The sequence below is a fragment of the Clostridiaceae bacterium HFYG-1003 genome, from assembly GCA_024579835.1.
Lineage (GTDB): Bacteria > Bacillota > Clostridia > Clostridiales > Clostridiaceae > JG1575.
In genome coordinates, this window is record CP102060.1 from 2,229,269 (window position 1) to 2,245,754 (window position 16,486).

The 16,486-nt window shown below is 51.9% G+C and carries 17 protein-coding genes and 1 tRNA gene; 8 read left to right on the top strand and 10 right to left on the bottom strand.

What is annotated here, in order from left to right; all coding sequences use genetic code 11:
- Positions 1-17 precede the first annotated feature (17 nt).
- Positions 18-854, top strand: a complete 837-nt coding sequence (locus NQU17_10060) for a GNAT family N-acetyltransferase (GenBank protein UUM11006.1) — start codon at positions 18-20, stop codon at positions 852-854.
- 77 nt (positions 855-931) lie between these two features.
- Here the strand turns inward: NQU17_10060 and NQU17_10065 are convergent, their stop codons facing one another.
- The 3 genes from NQU17_10065 to NQU17_10075 form a co-directional block, all read right to left on the bottom strand.
- The gene (locus NQU17_10065; GenBank protein ID UUM11007.1) at positions 932-1,351 is read right to left on the bottom strand and encodes a hypothetical protein; all 420 of its coding nucleotides are present in this window, start codon (positions 1,349-1,351) and stop codon (positions 932-934) included.
- A gap of 360 nt (positions 1,352-1,711) precedes the next feature.
- Positions 1,712-2,665, bottom strand: a complete 954-nt coding sequence (locus NQU17_10070) for a YihY/virulence factor BrkB family protein (GenBank protein ID UUM11008.1) — start codon at positions 2,663-2,665, stop codon at positions 1,712-1,714.
- A gap of 490 nt (positions 2,666-3,155) precedes the next feature.
- Positions 3,156-5,534: an ATP-dependent DNA helicase gene (locus NQU17_10075; protein UUM11009.1), complete on the bottom strand. Its 2,379-nt coding sequence runs from the start codon at positions 5,532-5,534 to the stop codon at positions 3,156-3,158.
- 305 nt (positions 5,535-5,839) lie between these two features.
- Here NQU17_10075 and NQU17_10080 point away from each other — a divergent pair, with 305 nt between their 5' ends.
- Both NQU17_10080 and NQU17_10085 read left to right on the top strand, forming a co-directional pair.
- Positions 5,840-5,998, top strand: a complete 159-nt coding sequence (locus tag NQU17_10080) for a hypothetical protein (GenBank protein ID UUM11010.1) — start codon at positions 5,840-5,842, stop codon at positions 5,996-5,998.
- A 193-nt stretch (positions 5,999-6,191) separates the two neighbouring features.
- Positions 6,192-6,320 carry a hypothetical protein gene (locus tag NQU17_10085; protein ID UUM11011.1) on the top strand — a complete coding sequence of 43 codons (129 nt, stop codon included), beginning with the start codon at positions 6,192-6,194 and terminating at the stop codon, positions 6,318-6,320.
- 258 nt (positions 6,321-6,578) lie between these two features.
- Here the strand turns inward: NQU17_10085 and NQU17_10090 are convergent, their stop codons facing one another.
- From NQU17_10090 to NQU17_10105, 4 genes are all read right to left on the bottom strand, one after another.
- Complete coding sequence (locus NQU17_10090) at positions 6,579-6,725, bottom strand: YvrJ family protein (protein UUM11012.1); 147 nt, start codon at positions 6,723-6,725, stop codon at positions 6,579-6,581.
- A 345-nt stretch (positions 6,726-7,070) separates the two neighbouring features.
- Complete coding sequence (locus NQU17_10095; protein UUM11013.1) at positions 7,071-7,652, bottom strand: DUF1836 domain-containing protein; 582 nt, start codon at positions 7,650-7,652, stop codon at positions 7,071-7,073.
- 64 nt (positions 7,653-7,716) lie between these two features.
- A complete protein-coding gene (gene rsmI, locus NQU17_10100; GenBank protein UUM11014.1) occupies positions 7,717-8,565 on the bottom strand; it encodes a 16S rRNA (cytidine(1402)-2'-O)-methyltransferase in 849 nt (282 codons plus the stop codon).
- Complete coding sequence (locus tag NQU17_10105; protein UUM11015.1) at positions 8,552-9,307, bottom strand: tRNA1(Val) (adenine(37)-N6)-methyltransferase; 756 nt, start codon at positions 9,305-9,307, stop codon at positions 8,552-8,554. Before NQU17_10105 ends, rsmI begins: the two co-directional genes overlap by 14 nt.
- Before the next feature lie 108 nt (positions 9,308-9,415).
- Between NQU17_10105 and NQU17_10110 the strand changes: the two genes are divergently transcribed.
- The 3 genes from NQU17_10110 to NQU17_10120 all read left to right on the top strand — a co-directional run bounded on the left by NQU17_10110 (position 9,416) and on the right by NQU17_10120 (position 11,957).
- Positions 9,416-9,958, top strand: a complete 543-nt coding sequence (locus tag NQU17_10110) for a phosphatase PAP2 family protein (GenBank protein UUM11016.1) — start codon at positions 9,416-9,418, stop codon at positions 9,956-9,958.
- 16 nt (positions 9,959-9,974) lie between these two features.
- Entirely contained in the window at positions 9,975-10,649 is a 675-nt protein-coding gene (locus tag NQU17_10115) for an HAD family phosphatase (GenBank protein UUM11017.1), read from the top strand.
- Between the two features lie 108 nt (positions 10,650-10,757).
- Positions 10,758-11,957 (top strand): pyridoxal phosphate-dependent aminotransferase, encoded by a 1,200-nt coding sequence (locus NQU17_10120; GenBank protein ID UUM11018.1) that lies wholly within the window; start codon positions 10,758-10,760, stop codon positions 11,955-11,957.
- 143 nt (positions 11,958-12,100) lie between these two features.
- Here the strand turns inward: NQU17_10120 and NQU17_10125 are convergent, their stop codons facing one another.
- The 3 genes from NQU17_10125 to NQU17_10135 form a co-directional block, all read right to left on the bottom strand.
- On the bottom strand, positions 12,101-12,844 hold the full coding sequence (locus tag NQU17_10125; protein UUM11019.1) for a peptidylprolyl isomerase: 744 nt from the start codon (positions 12,842-12,844) through the stop codon (positions 12,101-12,103).
- A 110-nt stretch (positions 12,845-12,954) separates the two neighbouring features.
- Positions 12,955-13,030, bottom strand: a tRNA-Phe gene (locus tag NQU17_10130).
- Between the two features lie 219 nt (positions 13,031-13,249).
- Entirely contained in the window at positions 13,250-14,422 is a 1,173-nt protein-coding gene (locus NQU17_10135; GenBank protein UUM11020.1) for an NADP-dependent malic enzyme, read from the bottom strand.
- A gap of 278 nt (positions 14,423-14,700) precedes the next feature.
- Here NQU17_10135 and NQU17_10140 point away from each other — a divergent pair, with 278 nt between their 5' ends.
- A complete protein-coding gene (locus NQU17_10140; protein ID UUM11021.1) occupies positions 14,701-14,928 on the top strand; it encodes a hypothetical protein in 228 nt (75 codons plus the stop codon).
- Positions 14,929-15,486: 558 nt separating this feature from the next.
- Entirely contained in the window at positions 15,487-16,338 is an 852-nt protein-coding gene (locus NQU17_10145; GenBank protein UUM11022.1) for a hypothetical protein, read from the top strand.
- Positions 16,339-16,486: the final 148 nt, after the last annotated feature.

Sequence of the window (16,486 nt, forward strand, 5' to 3'; positions counted from 1 at the left end):
ACATAAGGAGTCTGCCTATGAAGCTTTCATCCTCTCCCTTTGTGCGCCATGAAACCAATCTGACCATTGAAAAAGTCGAAAGACCGGCAATCCAAACCCTGGTAACGGAGTACCAGGGTTCCTTGCCATTCCCCGGAGATAATTTTATTCCCGACCTCCTGAGCGGCTCCGACCTCTTCCGGATTCAAAGCCCGGACTTGCTGCCCGCTGGCTTTTTCGCCATCCAGGATCGGAATTCCCTGACCGCCCTGTATCTTCGCGGAGCTTTCCGCCATCTCGAACGCGAGATGTTCGAAGAGATTCTGACCCGGTTTTCCATTCAGCGCGGCTTCATCCGAACCTTCGATCATCACAGCCTGCCGCTTTTCCTGGAATACCAGCGAAAATGCGAACCGCAGGCCTATCAGTTCCAGCTGGATCCGGCCACTGTCCGGCCGCTTCCCCGACCGGATATCCGTCTGAAGCTGGCGGATCGGAGCGACCTTCCCTTCCTGGAAGAGATGAGTTTCCTCCCGAACAGTGCCGGGTACGTCCGCCGCCAGGAAGCCTGGATCGCCCGGGATGACTCCGGCCAGAGCGTCGGCATAGGCATTATCCAGCCCCATCAGAGCTTTGACCGCTACATGGACATCGGCATGTTCACCTGCCCTTCGGTTCGCCGCCAGGGAATCGGCCGCACCATCCTGCTTCAGCTGATTCAGCTGGTGCTCCAGTCGGGTCGGATCCCGGTGGCTGGCTGCTATTACCAGAACCATCTCTCCCGCCGGACCCTCGAGTCCGCCGGCATGACCTGTGTGGGCGCGATCTTCCGGTTCTATTTCAAACGTCCGGCGGAATCACCGGACAGGCGCTGACCGCCCCAAAACGACCGCCACGCAAACAGAGACCGGTTCCCCGATGATTCAGGGAACCGGTCTCTGTATTGGGCGAATTAAGCTTTTCCTTTGGCTTTGCTCCTGGTTTTATGCGTCTCCAGGCGCAGTGCGGTCGGAGCAAAGGTCATGGACAGAACCAGGTACATCGTCAGGTCCAGTGCGGTGGAGGCGGAAGACCGAAACATCGAGAACGCGCTCAGCACAGAAACGCCAATCACCAGACTGGCGGCGTCGATTACAAACTGCCGATTCGTCGCAAACGTCGCATAGGCATAGTACATCACCGTCAGGTATCCTCCCAGAAGCAGCATCAGGATCAGACTGTACGCCGGATCCGGCAATGCTTTGTTCAGGAAAAACGGGAATAGCAGATACAGGATCCAAAATGCGATTCCGTAGTGTTCAAAAAACATTTTCAGGTGTTTCTGGTTCATGGTGACCTCAATTCCGGCAGTTCGGGCTGCCGTTCGGCTCATTTTTCTTACCCCTATTTTACGCTAATTTCAGTCAGAACGGCTATTTTCGGCATTAAATTGCCAATCAGGCAAAAGACTCCGGGTTAATTTCTAACTTCCTCCGTTTTCCACCCAACAGACAACTTCCCACTGACACTTTATCATAACTTGGTTTCAGTTCTTTCCCTTCGATGACCAAACCGGCTTCTGCCCTTTCGTGCTTCCATAAATCAATGCCAACCAAAAATGAACGCCGAGTGATCGGCGCTCACACTGCTTATTCACTGAGACTGGCAGTCCTGCGAAAGTTGGAAACCAGGCTTTGCCATGACGGCCGAAGACCTGATCCAGCTCTGGCAGACTGCCCGATGATGCGGGAGATTAGAACCGAACTTCGCGGATCCCTTCGGCGTAGCGGTATTTTTCTTCCACCTTCGTTACAGCCTCATCCCGCACTTCATTGATGGTATCCTTCTTTGTCTTCCAGAAGGGGTACCGAACCCCTCTGGTCTGGATAATCAGTGAATTGAGCGCTCCCCCCATCACCATGATGATGGAGATCAGGAGAATCCAGAAGATCAGAATGACCACCGCACCCATGGCGCCATAGAACCGGTTGTAGTTGGCGAAGGTTGCTACGTAGTACTGGAAGCCCAGAGACACTGCCATGAAGGCAACGGCGGCAAAAATGGCGCCGGGCAGGGCATGCTTCAGCTTGACGTTCCGGGCCGGGACAAACATATAGAAGGCAAGGAACAGCAGGAAGATGAATACCAGCGGAACGACGAAGCTGAGAAGCTTCTGACTGGGTCCGACTTCCAGGAGCGGGAAGTAGCTCTTCACCGTATCAATGATGGGCTGGAAGAAGACCAGGAGAAGCAGGGAACCGGCAATGCCCACGGCCAGAAGAACGACCAGTACGATGGCATCCAGGTTCACGACAAGGAAGGAGCGGTCTTCCTTGAGTCCGTGAACTTTGTTCATCGCCTTCATAAAGGCTTTGAATCCGCCTGCTGCCGACCAGATCGCAGTCACAATGGAGATGGACAGCAAGGTCCCGTTCTGATTCTTCGTCACATCATGAATGATTCCCTCAAACAGCTTGAAGGCTTCCCCGGGCATGACCCGCTGAATCTGGTCGATGATTCGCTCGGCGTCCAGATTCATGAAACCGACCAGAGTGAGCAGGAAGATCAGGAATGGGAAAATCGCCAGCATCAGGCTGTAGGACAGCTGGTAGGCATAGGGAATCGCGTCATCCTTATTCAGCTTCTGCAACAGCGCCTTGATAAACCGGACCACCCGGTTATTCATAATTCCTTTGAAAGCTTTCATATCAATCTCTCCTTGCGCTTGGTAATCTGAGTCCCCACCAGGCAGGATACAGTGATCCCGCAATTGGGACGATTGATTTCAAAGTCGGGATGAAGTAATCCCCTTGTCAGGATGCAGTATTCCCAGGTCAGGAATGATGAATTCCGGGAATCCGACATGAACCCGACATGAACCCGACATGAACCCGACGATGAACCCGAATCTGGTGTTGGAACCCGGCGACAAAAAGTCGCTGGATCTGGTCTCTCGTTATTGCCCTCATCATAGCAGGGAAATTTTAATGAAACCGGCCCTATTGTATGAAGATTTTTTAGCCATTCCCGAAAACAGGGAGCCCGGAAACTTCCGGACTCCCTGTTTTCGCTATTTATTTTAGCCTGCCCGGCCGAGCCGTTCGGATTGATCGAAAGATTCGATCAGGACTGACCCGTTCAGTGGGTGTTCCAATTGCCGGTGATCTCCATCATTTCAGTGTCGAATGGTGGCTGTCTTATTCGGCACTGACATCGGACTCCTCGTCCTCAGGCGCTTCCAGGTCTTTGATATCCTGAACCGGGAACCATCCCGGGGGAAGCAGTCTCTGAATGTCGCGGCGCCGGTAGCGGGTATCCATCAGCAGAATGATGCCCCGGTCGGTACCGCTACGGATCACCCGGCCGCCGGCCTGGGTCACTTTATTCAGTCCCGGATAGGTATAGGCGTACTGGAAGCCTTCATTATTAGCCTGATTAAAATAATCCATGATCAATTCCCGTTCATAGTCCAGCTGGGGATAGCCCAGGCCGATGATGGCCGATCCGATCAGCCGATCCCCTTTCAGGTCAATGCCTTCGGCAAAGACGCCGCCCAGAACCATGAAGTACAGAAAACTGCGGTCCCGCGGCTGCTCAAACTCGGCCAGCACGGCGGTACGATCCAGCTCAGACAGACCCGGTTCCTGCAGCCGCACTTCATAGTAAGAACCGTACTGGGTCAGGAACGCGTCGTAGACATTGCGCATATAGACATAGGACGGAAAGAAGGCGACGTAGTTTCCCATCTTGTACTTCAGCATCCGGTCCAGATCAGCGGCGATGGAGTCATAGCTGCGCGAGCGAACCTTGTATCTGGTATCAATTTTCGTGTCGCTGAACACTTTCAGGTGCTCCGCCGGAAATGGCGAAGGCAGCCCCATCCGGTAGGCCGACTCCTCGGCCCCGTACAGATCCATATAATAATCCATCGGCGTCAGGGTGGCTGAAAAGTAGACAATGCTGTCAGCCCGCTTGGATGCCTCCTTGAGGTTCTCGCCGGGATGAATGCAGAAGAGCTTGTAGGTCAGCTCCTGGCCCTTGAGGACGGCATAGGTGAGATAGCCGGTGCCGTAGAGCTCGGCAATCTTCAGGAACGTCCGGGTGGCAAAATAAGTATCCAGGCAGAGATCCTGGATCTCGCGGTCGCGCTCCCGGTTCTGTTCTTTCCGACGAATTTCCTCTTCATCCTGCAGGTATTTTTCGCAGGCTCCGCGAAAGCTTTCCAGGACATTGACCAGTTCCGGATGATAGGTGGACCAGACCATCCGTTCCTCCTGCGGGAGACCGGCCTGGATCTGACGGAGCGAATCTCCGGCTTTTCCGGCTTTTTTGGCGATATCGCTGCTGATCCGGCCAAAGTCACTGGCCAGGGTTTCATAGGGCTGGGTTGAAACCTCTGCCGAGAACATGGATCGGGCCCGATCCAGCAGGTTATGCGCTTCATCCACCAGAAACGTATATTGTTCGGTTTTCTCCTCGAAGAACCGTTTGAGATAGACTCTCGGGTCAAAGGCATAGTTGTAGTCCCCGATGATGATGTCGGCATACAGCGACAGGTCCAGGGAAAACTCAAAGGGGCAGATCTCGTGCTTTTTCGCATAGGCTTCCATTACTTCCCGGGACATGGAATCCTCATGGTTGAGCAGATCAATCACTGCCGGCGTTACCTTGTCATAATAGCCCCTGGCATAGGGACAGTACTCCGCTTCACAGCGCACTTCCTCCATGAAGCAGATTTTTTCCTTGGAAGTCAGGGTGACGCTGCGCAGAGCCGTTCCGCCTTCCCGCAGCAGCCGGATGGATTCCTCTCCGATCTGTTTCCCGGTGCTTTTGGGGGTGAGATAAAAGATCCGGTCCGTCTTCCCTTCCCGCAGCGCCTTCACCGCCGGAAACAGGGAGGAAATGGTTTTTCCGATCCCCGTCGGAGCCTGGACAAAGATCTGCCGCCGGTCACGGATCGTTCCATAGACATTGACTGCCATCTCCCGCTGACCGGGGCGATACTGCGCGAACGGAAAATCCGCCAGGCGGATGCTCTTGTCCCGTTTCTCCCGCCAGCGGAAATAGAGCCGGCGAAGCTCCACGAAAGTCTCCAGAACCCCTGACACGAATCCGGTCAGATCTGCCAGCGTCCACGTCTCGTCCCGGGAAAAAACCTCTTCCGTATCAATGTTGAAATAGGTCAGCTTCAGATTCATCCGAGCCTTGTCCTCAGCAACCAGATACATATAAGCGTAAAACTTCAGCTGAGCCCAGTGCAGGGGGTTCTGGTAATCCGCCAGCGCCTCCGGATTCAGATAGGTGCTCTTGATTTCTTCGATGTAATCATCCGGCACAAGCCCATCAGCCCGGCCATCCACGGTGACCAGGATGTCACCGTAGTTAAATTCCTGTTTCAAGTACACTTCCCGGCGGTAATCCTTATTTTCCTGAAGCCTGCGTTCCTGATGCAGACGATGCACCCGGGAGCCTTCCTCGGCTCGTTCAGGGGTCAGTATCTTCATCTCAGAGCCGATGTCTCCGGTCATCAGAATGGATTCCACCAGGTTGCGTACCGATATTTTTACCTGGTACATGGGTGCCTCTTTTCCGTCACTAAATCTTAGGGTTCGACTAACATTATACCCTATCTGTGAATTATTTTTTAAAATCTATTCCCGATCAAAATGCTATGCTTTATTGTGGTATGATAGGAATCAAAAGCGAGGGAAAATCCATGAATCAAGCGCCCCCAAAAACAATCCGGATCAGTCTGCCGGCCGCCGAAAAAATGGCCCGGGAACTGAAAGCCGGCCACTTCTACCGAATTGAGCTCTCCGCCTTCACCTGATGCGGTCCGGCCTATCGTCTGGTTCAGACGAAGGAAGCCCGCGATGGCGATTTGGAGATCCGGGATGAGGCATCCGCCCTGTCTGTAACGGTGGATGGCCGGGCCGCCGAGTATTTTGAAACCCTGGACATCATCCTGGCAAGTCTGTTCGGCGATGAAAACCTGGTGGTAAAGGAAGGTCTGCCGACTTCAGGGAGCTTCCCAGACTAGATACAAAAGAAAAACCTGCACATGAGGTGAACAAATGGAAGAAAAACGAATTCGAATCACCGAGGCCGCTCAGGCCAAGATGAAAGAGATTGCGGAAGAAGGACTCAACTACCGCATCATGATGGTCAACAACTGCTGAAGCGGCCCTGAATTCCGTCTGGTTCAGACGGACAGCACCACCGAAGAAGATCAGATGTTCCAGGACGGCGACATCACCGTCTACATGGATAAGAGCATTCTGCCCTACATTGAGATCCTGGATATCGGCCTGTTTGAGGCCTATGGTCAGGAAATGCTTCTGGTTGAAGAGAACTTCATCTAAATGACCACCCGCTCTCTCCACCCCGTGACCAGAGCGGACCATCGAACCTGCTAACACGAAAGGGATCCCTGCGGATCCCTTTTTTCATTTCATCTCTTTCCTGTTTCATCTATTCCACTTTATTCCTGTTTCATCTGTTCGACTGTTCTGTTTCAACTTTCTCGCATTTCCCTGTTTCATTCCATCATCTGAAAGCGGTCCGGTATCTCCCTCACAGAGCACATCCGGAGCGGCAAGCCGCGCCGGATGACTTGAGGATCAGGCCTGATCTTTGATCAAAGTCCTGGACAGCTGATTGATGCTCTGGGTCAGCAGTTCCAGCTTGCCCTCAATCCGGATCAGCAGATACAGCGTCACGGCAATGGGAAAGCCCAGGTTGCCCACCAGGTTGAACAGTTCTTCCATGCGATCACCTCCTACCTGTTAATAGGCGCAAAAGAAGGAAACGGCGACGCCGTTTCCTTCTTCAGTTGCTCGATTGGAATAATATGCCGAGTGGTCATGGCCCACTGAATCGTATCTTCAACCCAATGTTTCATCATACTGCGGTTTTTGAACTACTTTTTTGCACTCCGGTTTTTGAACTGTTTCTTATGAACTCGGGTTTTTTACTGCTTCTTTTGAACTGATCTCCTGAACATCTGTTTATGAACTGCTTCTTTTAAAAAACTGATTTTGAACATCTGTTTTTGAAACTGTATTCTCCGGAACCTTCAGAGGCTCTACTGTCAGAAATCTGGCAGCAAGGGACTACCTGGCCGGCTGCTGCACAGAGCTGCCTGCCGATTGGTGATCCGAGGATATGACCAGCTGGACCCGACGTTTGAGTTCCGTGGCGCGGGTAACCAGGATCAGGACCTGGATGAACATCCGGATCTGGTCGAAGCTGTCTTTAATTTCCAGTTCGTCCAGGTAGCGTTCGATCTGCTGATCCCCGCCTTCCAGTGGTATATCTGACGCTTCGCTGGCTGACCGATAGATGAGCAGGAACACCCGGTAAGCTTCTTCCCAGGTGATGATGTCGTCTTCCGGCTGGTTGATTTCATTGAAGGCCAGGGCAAATACTTTTTTGATTTCATCCGTTGTCAGGATTGGGCGCATATAGCAAAGAAACACCAGCTGGATCAGATGCATGCGGGTATAGCCCCGCTTTTTGCGATCGATCGGCTTTGTGATGACTTCACTTTTAATATAATTTTGAATCATATTTCCGGTGAAATGTTCCTCCGGAAAGTATTCATTCAGAAAATCGATGACCTGCGATAAAAACAGATCGTATTTTGGCATTTCTTCCAGGGTGACTGGATCATGGGTGCGAATTTGACTTGTCATAGTGGACCACCTCGATGTTATTATATGGTAATCCTTACTACTTTTCAAGTTAATTTAAATCCCTTTAGTCGATCTCTGTCACCTTCATATACACCTCATTCTTTTTCAGGCCCCGCTCTTTGGCAACCCGTTTGACCGCGTCCATTTTGGACAGGCCTTCCTCCATCAGCTGTCGGACATGGTCTTCAATGCTGAGGCCTTCCAGGCTGGCTTCCGCTTCTGCCCGGGCTTCCTCCGGAGTTCTGCCTTCCGCAATGATGACATATTCTCCCCGGGGCTCCTTGGTTTCATATCGCTCGATCAGCTCCGACAGAGTTCCCCGCTCGTACTCTTCATGGAGTTTGGTCAGTTCGCGGGCCAGGCTGACCCGCCGGTCGCCCAGCACTTCGCGCAGGGTTTCCAGGAATTCCCGCAGCCGATGAGGTGCCTCGTAGAAAATGAGGGTATCCGGGCGGTCTTTCACTTCTTCGAGCTGTTTTTTGCGCCGGGTGCGATTTTTCTCCAGAAATCCGACGAAGGTAAAGCGGTCCGTGGGGAGACCGGATCCCACCAGGGCTGTCACAAACGCTGAGGGTCCGGGCAGAACGACGACTTCTACCCCATGGCCGATGGCCGCTTCGATGACCACCTGACCGGGATCGGACACCCCGGGCATTCCGGCATCGGATACCAGGGCTACGGTTCGTCCCTGGTCCAGCGCTTCCAGAATATCGGCACATCTGGCTTTTTCATTGTGCATGTGGTAGCTGATGGTTGGAGCTTTCGCGCCCAGATGTTTTAAGAGACGCCCGGTGGTTCTGGTGTCCTCACAGGCGATGAGGTCGGCGCTTAGCAGAGCCTCCCGCACCCGGTCGGTGATATCGGACAGGTTGCCGATGGGCGTTGGTACAACAATTAATTTAGTGTCTGCCATCCTGATAGATCTCCTTCACTTCATTCGTATACGTTCCGTCGGCTTCATAGATCGCCAGCTCCGGCTCCCATTTGAGATAGGGCTTCTGCCCTTTCTTGCCTTCCACCAGCATCAGGTTGGGCGCTTTGCCGTGGCTGGGGCAAACCATCCGGATCCGTTTGAGCTCCATATGGTGTTCCTGCATGCAGCGGTAGATGTCAAACAATCGCTCCGGTCGATGCACCAGGCAGAGCCGTCCGTTATCCTTCAGCAGCAGGTCGGCGGCCCGGATCACATCCTCCAGCTTCAGGGTTACTTCATGGCGGGCGATCATCAGTTCATCGCCCGGATTGGGAATGCCCCGCCCCCATTCCTTGTAGGGCGGGTTGCAGGTGACTAAGTCAAACTTTCCGAAATCGGCCAGAAACTCCCGGTCTGTCACATCCCCCTGCCGGATGGTGATGCGATCTTCCAGGAGATTCCCGGTGATGCTGCGCTGGGCCATGGCCGCGTACTTTTCCTGCAGCTCGATCCCGACGATTTCCCCGACTGAGGTTTTCCCTGCAATGAGCACCGGAATAATACCGGAACCGGTGCAAAGATCCATGATCCGTTCCCGGCCCCGGGGCGCGCAAAAATGAGCCAGCAGGACCGCGTCGGTTCCGAAGCGGAATCCCCTGTCCTTCTGCAGAAGTTTCAAGCCATCCAGCCCCAGATCCTCCAGGGTTTCATCGTCATTGATCTGAAACGTGTCAATTTCCATACGAAATAATGTCCTCTTCATGTGTTCTTAATTTATCATAGGGTATAATAGATTTGTATTTCTATTTTAGCACGGAAGTATAATCCCAATTTCAACGGAGATTACATTATGCTTGATCTGATCTTTAAATTGGATTACCGCGTGGTGCATTACATCAATGCCAAACTGCGCAATCCCTTTTTTGACTATCTGAACATTGCCATGACTTATCTGGGATCAGACGTATTTGCTCTTGGGGTCATACTGGCCATGGTGTTTTTGCCAAAGGACACATTTCGTCCCTTTGCGATCCACGGAGCCGTCACCCTGACCACCTCCACCATTTTTGTTCAGATTTTGAAGCGGCTGATCCGGCGCAAGCGTCCGTTTGTCCTGTCAAAGAACCTGCGTTCCATCCGAATCGGGGTGGATCCTTATTCCTTTCCTTCCGGCCATACGACAGCAGCCTTTGCTTTGGCCACCTCCATCAGTCTGCTGGTGGTGAGCCCTTCCATCCGCCTGGTATTTCTCCTGCTGGCGTTCGGCGTCGGATTTTCCCGGGTCTATCTGGCGGTGCATTACCCTTCCGATGTCCTGGCCGGCGCCTTCATCGGCAGTTCCTTCGCCTATGTCGTGCACCTGTTCATGCCGGCACTGTCACAGCTTGTTTAACAACCAGGAGGCATTCATGTTTGAAACCATAAAAGGGGTCATTTTTGACCTGGACGGCACCCTCGTCGATTCGATGTGGGTCTGGTCCAAAATTGACACAGAACTCATTCAGACGTTAAACTTGGGAATTACGCCCCAGGAACTCATGAAAGACGTCGCGCACTATTCCTTCAACGAAACTGCCCGCTACTTCAAGGATACTTACGGACTGCGCGAATCCGTGGAGGAGATTCAGGACATCTGGATCCGGGCCGCAGAAAACCAGTATGCCCGCAACGTGCCCCTCAAGGCCGGCGCCCGTGAATTCCTGCAGCAGCTCAAGGATCAGGGCGTCAAGCTGGCCATTGCCACCTCCAACACCCGTCACCTGCTGTCTGTCTGCCTTCAGGCGAACGACATCCACCACTTTTTCGACGCCCTCGTCACCACGGATGATACAGCTGCCAAATCCAAGTCGCAGCCCGATGTCTATCTGCTGGCCGCCGAGTCCATCGGCATTTCGCCGTCGGACATCGTGGTGTTCGAAGATGTGCCCCATGCCATGAAGGGGGCCCGTCTCGCCGGAATGAGAGTTGTGGCGGTGGATGATATTCATACCAATCTGACCACAGAGGAAGCCAGTCAGCTGGCAGACCTGTTTATTAAGGACTTCACATCGCTCCTGAAGGAGCCGCTCCGCCCGATTCAGTAAACCAGCGCACTGCCCGGGGGGCAGTCCGCCAGAAAAAGAAAAGGTTTCCACAATCCAAGGAGATTTATGTTAAAATACTTTATATGTTAATCAAGGGGGAAGAAAAACATGTTCAATCAAAAAATGGTGCAGCTGGGAACGCAGCGCTCCGTCATCCGGGAGATTTTCGACTACGGGAATCGCCGGGCTCAGGAAGTCGGACGGGAGAATGTCTACGATTTTTCCATTGGGAATCCCAATGTTCCGGCACCGGCGGCCATTCAGGAAGCCATTGTCGACATCGTTCAAACCATGTCACCCGTAGAGTATCACAGCTACACCGCCTCACCGGGACGCCATTCAACCCGGGACGCCATCGCGAAAAACCTTAACCGCCGGTTCGGCACCAGCTACGACGCCAATGACGTCTATATGACCTCCGGTGCTTCGGCATCGCTTACCATCACCCTGAAAGCCATCCTGGCCAGCCCGGAGGAAGAAGTTGTGGTGGTGGCGCCGTTCTTTCCGGAATATCGCTACTATGTGGAAGCCCAGGGGGGAAAATTCGTTCCGGTGGAGCCAAACCTCGAAAACTTCCAGATTGACTTCGACAAACTCGAAGCCAAGATCACGCCCAACACCAAGGTCATGATCGTCAACTCGCCGAACAATCCTTCCGGCGTGGTCTACTCGGACGAAACGCTGACCAGACTGGCTGAGCTCCTGCGCCGCAAATCCAGGGAATATGGCCACCCGATCTACATTCTGTCGGATGAGCCCTATCGCGAGCTGGTCTACGGAGATACCAAGCAGCGCATTACTTCAACCTATTATGAAAATACGATCATCAACTATTCCTGGGCCAAATCACTGTCCCTGCCCGGCGAGCGGATTGGTTACATCCTGATCCCCAAACAGGTCGAAGGGGCGAAAGAGCTCATGTCCGCTGTGTTCGGGGCTGCCCGGATTCTCGGCTTCGTCTGTGCCCACTCCCTGTTCCAGACCGTCATTGAGCGCTGTGTCGATGTAGAAGCTGATCTGTCCACCTACATCAACAACCGCAACCTGATCTACAACAGCCTCACCGAGTACGGCTACAATATGGCCAAACCCGACGGAGCCTTCTATGCCTTTATTGAAGCACCCAACGGCAACTCGGAAGAGTTCTGCCAGAGAGCCAAAAAATACGATGTGCTCCTGGTTCCCGGCACGGGCTTTGGCATACCGACGCATATGCGCCTCTCCTACTGTATCTCCACCGAGACCATTCAGAAAAGCCTGCCCTTCTTCAAGAAGCTGATCGATGAATATAAAAACGAACAGGCTTAGCCGCCGGATCCAGGGTGATCCAGCCTGACCTGATCCTATCAACCCGAAAAGACAACGGTCTGACCGCTCCAAAGAGCCGGCAGACCGTTGTCTTTTAAATCCTGCGAATGGATCGCTGTTCGATCGTCCGGAAGGTTCCGGGATTACTTGTCGAAGTACTTGTCTCTCAGATCCGCAATCAGGGCCGTGTATTTGTTCATCTGCTTTTCCTGGAGCAGGTTGGTCCGGATGCTGTCCTTGACATCGTCAAAGCTCTGCAGGTCGGCGGAGTTCTTCTCGTATACCTGGATCAGATGGTAGCCAAACTGAGTCTTGACCGGTGCGGTGACTTCATTGATTTCGCTGGCAAACGCAGCTTCTTCGAATTCCGGCACCATCATGCCTTTGCCGAAGCTTCCCAGGTCTCCGCCGGCTTCCTTGGACGGGCAGGAGGAGAATTCTTTGGCAGCCTCTTCAAAGCTCAGTTCATTGCTGTCAATTTTTGCCTTGATCTGATCGGCCTGTTCCAGGGAATCCACGAGAATGTGGCGGGCACCGATGGTCTCAGGGCCTGAGAAGGCAGCCGGATTTTCATCGTACTTAGCCTGGATTTCCTCATCAGATACCATCACATCAGCCATCAGGCGGTTCATTGTGGCATTGAAGCGGATATCCTTCTCAGCCTGTTCCATCTGTGTGCGGTAGAAGTCATCCTGATCAATTCCGGTTTCGGTTCCATGAGCGTTGATCAGCTCGACATTGATGATCTGATCCAGCAGCTGCTTGCGGCCGAACTCTGATTCAAAATAAGCCCGCTTATCGGCCGCGAACTTCTCAATCGTGCGGTTGAGCACGTCTTCAGTAATCTCTACGCCGTTGATTTTAGCCAGTACTTTATTGTTTTCCATTTAAAAATCTCCTTTTTGAATATGCAATTCCTTACCCATCTTAACATAAAACCATCGCTCGAACCAATCACCCAAAGCCAAAAAAGGACCAGTCCTGCGACTGGTCTTTTTGGTGGCTTCACTCGGAATCGAACCAAGGACACGAGGATTTTCAATCCTCTGCTCTACCAACTGAGCTATGAAGCCATAAACGATGTAACATGATTCATTTTACAGGACACCAGGCTATTTTTCAATCATTTTTTCTTTCTTAAGACAAAAAAATAGTTGAGGATGCGTGCTGCTGATCCATCGTTCACAAGCCTGTAAGTCCGGGTTTCAGGGAACGACCACTGCTTAAAAACCACCACAAAAATGTCAGCCCTTCCCCATGGGGAAAGGCTGACAGATGCTCTGCGCTTTCGATTAAATTCTGGCGACGCCGGTGCGGCGGGCTGCCTCACCGATGGCTCTGGCTACTGCCTGAGCCACGTTCTTATCCAGAGCACTGGGGATAATCAAGTTCTCAGACAGCTCCTCCGGTTTAATGTATTCGGCGATGGCGTGTGCCGCCGCCAGCTTCATCTCCATGTTGATTTCGCTGGCCCGCGCGTCCAGTGAGCCCCGGAACACGCCCGGGAAGACCAGTACATTGTTGATCTGATTTGGGAAGTCCGATCGACCGGTACCGACAATGCGGGCTCCGGCTTCTCTGGCCAGATCCGGCATGATTTCCGGCGTGGGGTTCGCCATGGCGAGAATGATCGGGTCCTTGGCCATGGAACGGACCATATCCTGAGTTACAGCCCCGGCCGAGGAAACCCCGATGAAGACATCGGCGTTTTTCATGACATCGGCCAGACATCCCGTTTCACTGTTGGGATTGGTGACCCTGGCCAGCGCGTCCTTGGCATCGTTCATTTTGTCCCGCCCCATAGCCAATGCCCCGCTGCGGTCGCAGACGATGAAGTTGCGTGCACCGGCTGCGGTCAGCAGGTGGGCAATGGCGGTACCTGCCGCCCCGGCTCCGTTTATGATGATTTTCAGATCCCCCAGATTCTTGCCGGTCAGCTTCAGGGCATTGAGCATACCCGCCAGTACGACAATCGCTGTCCCGTGCTGATCATCATGGAATACCGGAATATCCAGCTCCGCCTTCAGCCGCTCCTCAATTTCAAAACAGCGTGGAGCCGAGATATCCTCCAGGTTGATGCCGCCGAAGCCCGGTGCAATCAGACGGACAGTCCGAACGATTTCATCCACATCGGTGGTGTCCAGACATATCGGAAAAGCATCTACTTTGCCAAACTCTTTGAACAGGATCGCCTTGCCCTCCATAACCGGCATGGCCGCTTTCGGGCCAATATCACCCAACCCCAGCACCGCGGTTCCATCGGTGACTACAGCCACCAGATTTCCCTTGGAGGTATACTTATATACCTCCTCTTCCTGTTCGTGAATCCTCCGGCAGGGCTCAGCCACCCCCGGTGTATAAGCCAGTGACAGATCATCCCGATTCTCCAGCTTCAGCTTGGAGGTCACCTCGATCTTCCCCCGGTATTTCTCATGCAGCACTAAACTCTCGCTAAAATAATCCATATAGTCCTCCCCAAAGTAAAATCCTGACAACACTAACAGCCAAGACTCAATTGATATTATCTTAACATAATTTACATTCCATTATCTATACATAATTACCAGCAGTTAACCCAAACTATGAAACCGATCCTTTAGGAAAGGTCCTCATCTATGATTACAATACCGTCAATGGCTTGTTGCAAAGCCTCACCGACGCAGCTGGAAAAACCACATCCTATACCTATGATGTAGTGACCGATCAGCTCAAAGGTGTGTCCAAATAAGTGGACGGTCAAACGGTGGCAGTAGGTTACACCTATGATGGAGATGACCTGTCAGGTAGCAGCCACAATGGCTTCTCTTACTCCTTCACGAAAGATGTTTTCGGGCGGGCCACCGGCGTGAAAGTCGGAAGCCAGAGCTTAGTCAGCTACAAGTACGACTCACGTTGGAATCTGACCACCACGGAGTTTGGCAACGACCACAAGACGATGTTGGAATCCCCTGGATCAGGTGAAAGTCTATAAGGTATATAATAGTGCTACGGGAAGCTATGAGACCAAGTTCCGCTATGAGTATGATGTCTTAGGCAATGTTGGAAGTGAGTCGATGCGGCAGCCAATCTGTCTCATCGCTACTTCTATAATTCTGCGAACCGCCTGGTAAAGCTAACCGGAAGTGACGGCAGCAGCCTCACCCTGGGCTTTGATCCAAATGGTCAGACAACTCAGATCCAGGAGAGCCTTGGTACCCAGAGTTATTCCACCGGCTTTGTCTATGACAAGGATGGAAAACTGGAAACGCTGACCAGCGCCGGTGTATCGCTGACCTATACCTATGACAGCCTAGGCCGCCTGGTCAAAACCACTCGCAAAAGCGGCGCGATCTTAAAAGACACGACCTAAACCCATCAGGCGGGCGTCGATGGCAGCACCAGTAACCTGGTGGAGTCGGTCACAGATCCGGACAAAACCACGAGCTATAATTATGATGCCAATGGCAACTTCAAAACTGAGTTCAATCAAATGGAAACGCTCATTCAGAGCTGGGTTGATCCAGAATAATAATTGAGAGGAGAAAGTGCAATGGGTGCATGGGGATCAAGCCTATATGCTAATGACACAACCTGCGATGTGCGGGATACATATATGAATTTTCTTCAGGAACAATTAAGCGATGAAAATGTTTATAAAAAAACGTTTGAAAAATTTCAGGAATACATTGGTGAAGAAGACGAACCGCTTTTCTGGTATGCGCTTGCAGATACTCAGTGGAAAGTCGGTCGTCTGATGCCAGAAGTAAAAGAGGAGGCATTAAAATGGTTAGCTAATAGCGGTGGGTTATCTCTGTGGGAGGAAAGCAAGAGTGGTGGTGCCGGTTGGAAAAAGACATTAGAAAAGCTAAAGAATAATCTTGAATCCTCAGAGCCGAAAAAAAAGCTTATTAAAAAACCGGTTGAGTTCGACCGTGCTCCCTGGAATATCGGGGATGTGTATGCATACCAATTTCATACGGATATTGCAAAAGAAAGAGGGCTTTTCGAGAAATATATTCTTATTCAAAAAGTTGGCGTTTCTGATTGGTTTGGATGGCTACAATCAATTATACAAGTTGTTAATAAGGTTTTTGATGAGGTGCCAACTTTAAGGGATATTGATGGACTTCCCATTTTGCCACTAGCTTATCCTCCGGGTTATAAATGGATGCCAAAAAGTATGGATGACTATGTTCCTTCCTTCGACTCATATTTAAGAGCGGTTATGGACTATTATAAAAAAACGCATTACCCATCAAAACATCTTACATTTATTGGTAATAGTCCTGTCCCGAATATCAGATATCACCGCACGCAATATACAGATTTGACTTGGTCAAAAGACGAGATGGATGATGGGCTCAGTGATTTTTATTTGCAATGGCAGGGTTTTAATGATTGAGGGTTCAATCAGCTCTCACACATTAATATCATACACAGGCCCAATATGCTTTGACAGCTTAAGAACGCTTAAAGGCGAAGGCTTGGGTGGGAATAAGAGCATTCGGCACTTATGGGGGGAGGAAACATCGTCAAATAAATGCTTATTT

Coding starts and splice junctions, on each gene's coding strand:
- NQU17_10060 (UUM11006.1), top strand. CDS start 18: ATGAAGCTTTCATCCTCTCCCTTTGTGCGCCATGAAACCAATCTGACC.
- NQU17_10065 (UUM11007.1), bottom strand. CDS start 1,351: ATGAGCCGAACGGCAGCCCGAACTGCCGGAATTGAGGTCACCATGAAC.
- NQU17_10070 (UUM11008.1), bottom strand. CDS start 2,665: ATGAAAGCTTTCAAAGGAATTATGAATAACCGGGTGGTCCGGTTTATC.
- NQU17_10075 (UUM11009.1), bottom strand. CDS start 5,534: ATGTACCAGGTAAAAATATCGGTACGCAACCTGGTGGAATCCATTCTG.
- NQU17_10085 (UUM11011.1), top strand. CDS start 6,192: ATGTTCCAGGACGGCGACATCACCGTCTACATGGATAAGAGCATTCTG.
- NQU17_10090 (UUM11012.1), bottom strand. CDS start 6,725: ATGGAAGAACTGTTCAACCTGGTGGGCAACCTGGGCTTTCCCATTGCC.
- NQU17_10095 (UUM11013.1), bottom strand. CDS start 7,652: ATGACAAGTCAAATTCGCACCCATGATCCAGTCACCCTGGAAGAAATG.
- rsmI (UUM11014.1), bottom strand. CDS start 8,565: ATGGCAGACACTAAATTAATTGTTGTACCAACGCCCATCGGCAACCTG.
- NQU17_10105 (UUM11015.1), bottom strand. CDS start 9,307: ATGGAAATTGACACGTTTCAGATCAATGACGATGAAACCCTGGAGGAT.
- NQU17_10110 (UUM11016.1), top strand. CDS start 9,416: ATGCTTGATCTGATCTTTAAATTGGATTACCGCGTGGTGCATTACATC.
- NQU17_10115 (UUM11017.1), top strand. CDS start 9,975: ATGTTTGAAACCATAAAAGGGGTCATTTTTGACCTGGACGGCACCCTC.
- NQU17_10120 (UUM11018.1), top strand. CDS start 10,758: ATGTTCAATCAAAAAATGGTGCAGCTGGGAACGCAGCGCTCCGTCATC.
- NQU17_10125 (UUM11019.1), bottom strand. CDS start 12,844: ATGGAAAACAATAAAGTACTGGCTAAAATCAACGGCGTAGAGATTACT.
- NQU17_10135 (UUM11020.1), bottom strand. CDS start 14,422: ATGGATTATTTTAGCGAGAGTTTAGTGCTGCATGAGAAATACCGGGGG.
- NQU17_10145 (UUM11022.1), top strand. CDS start 15,487: ATGGGTGCATGGGGATCAAGCCTATATGCTAATGACACAACCTGCGAT.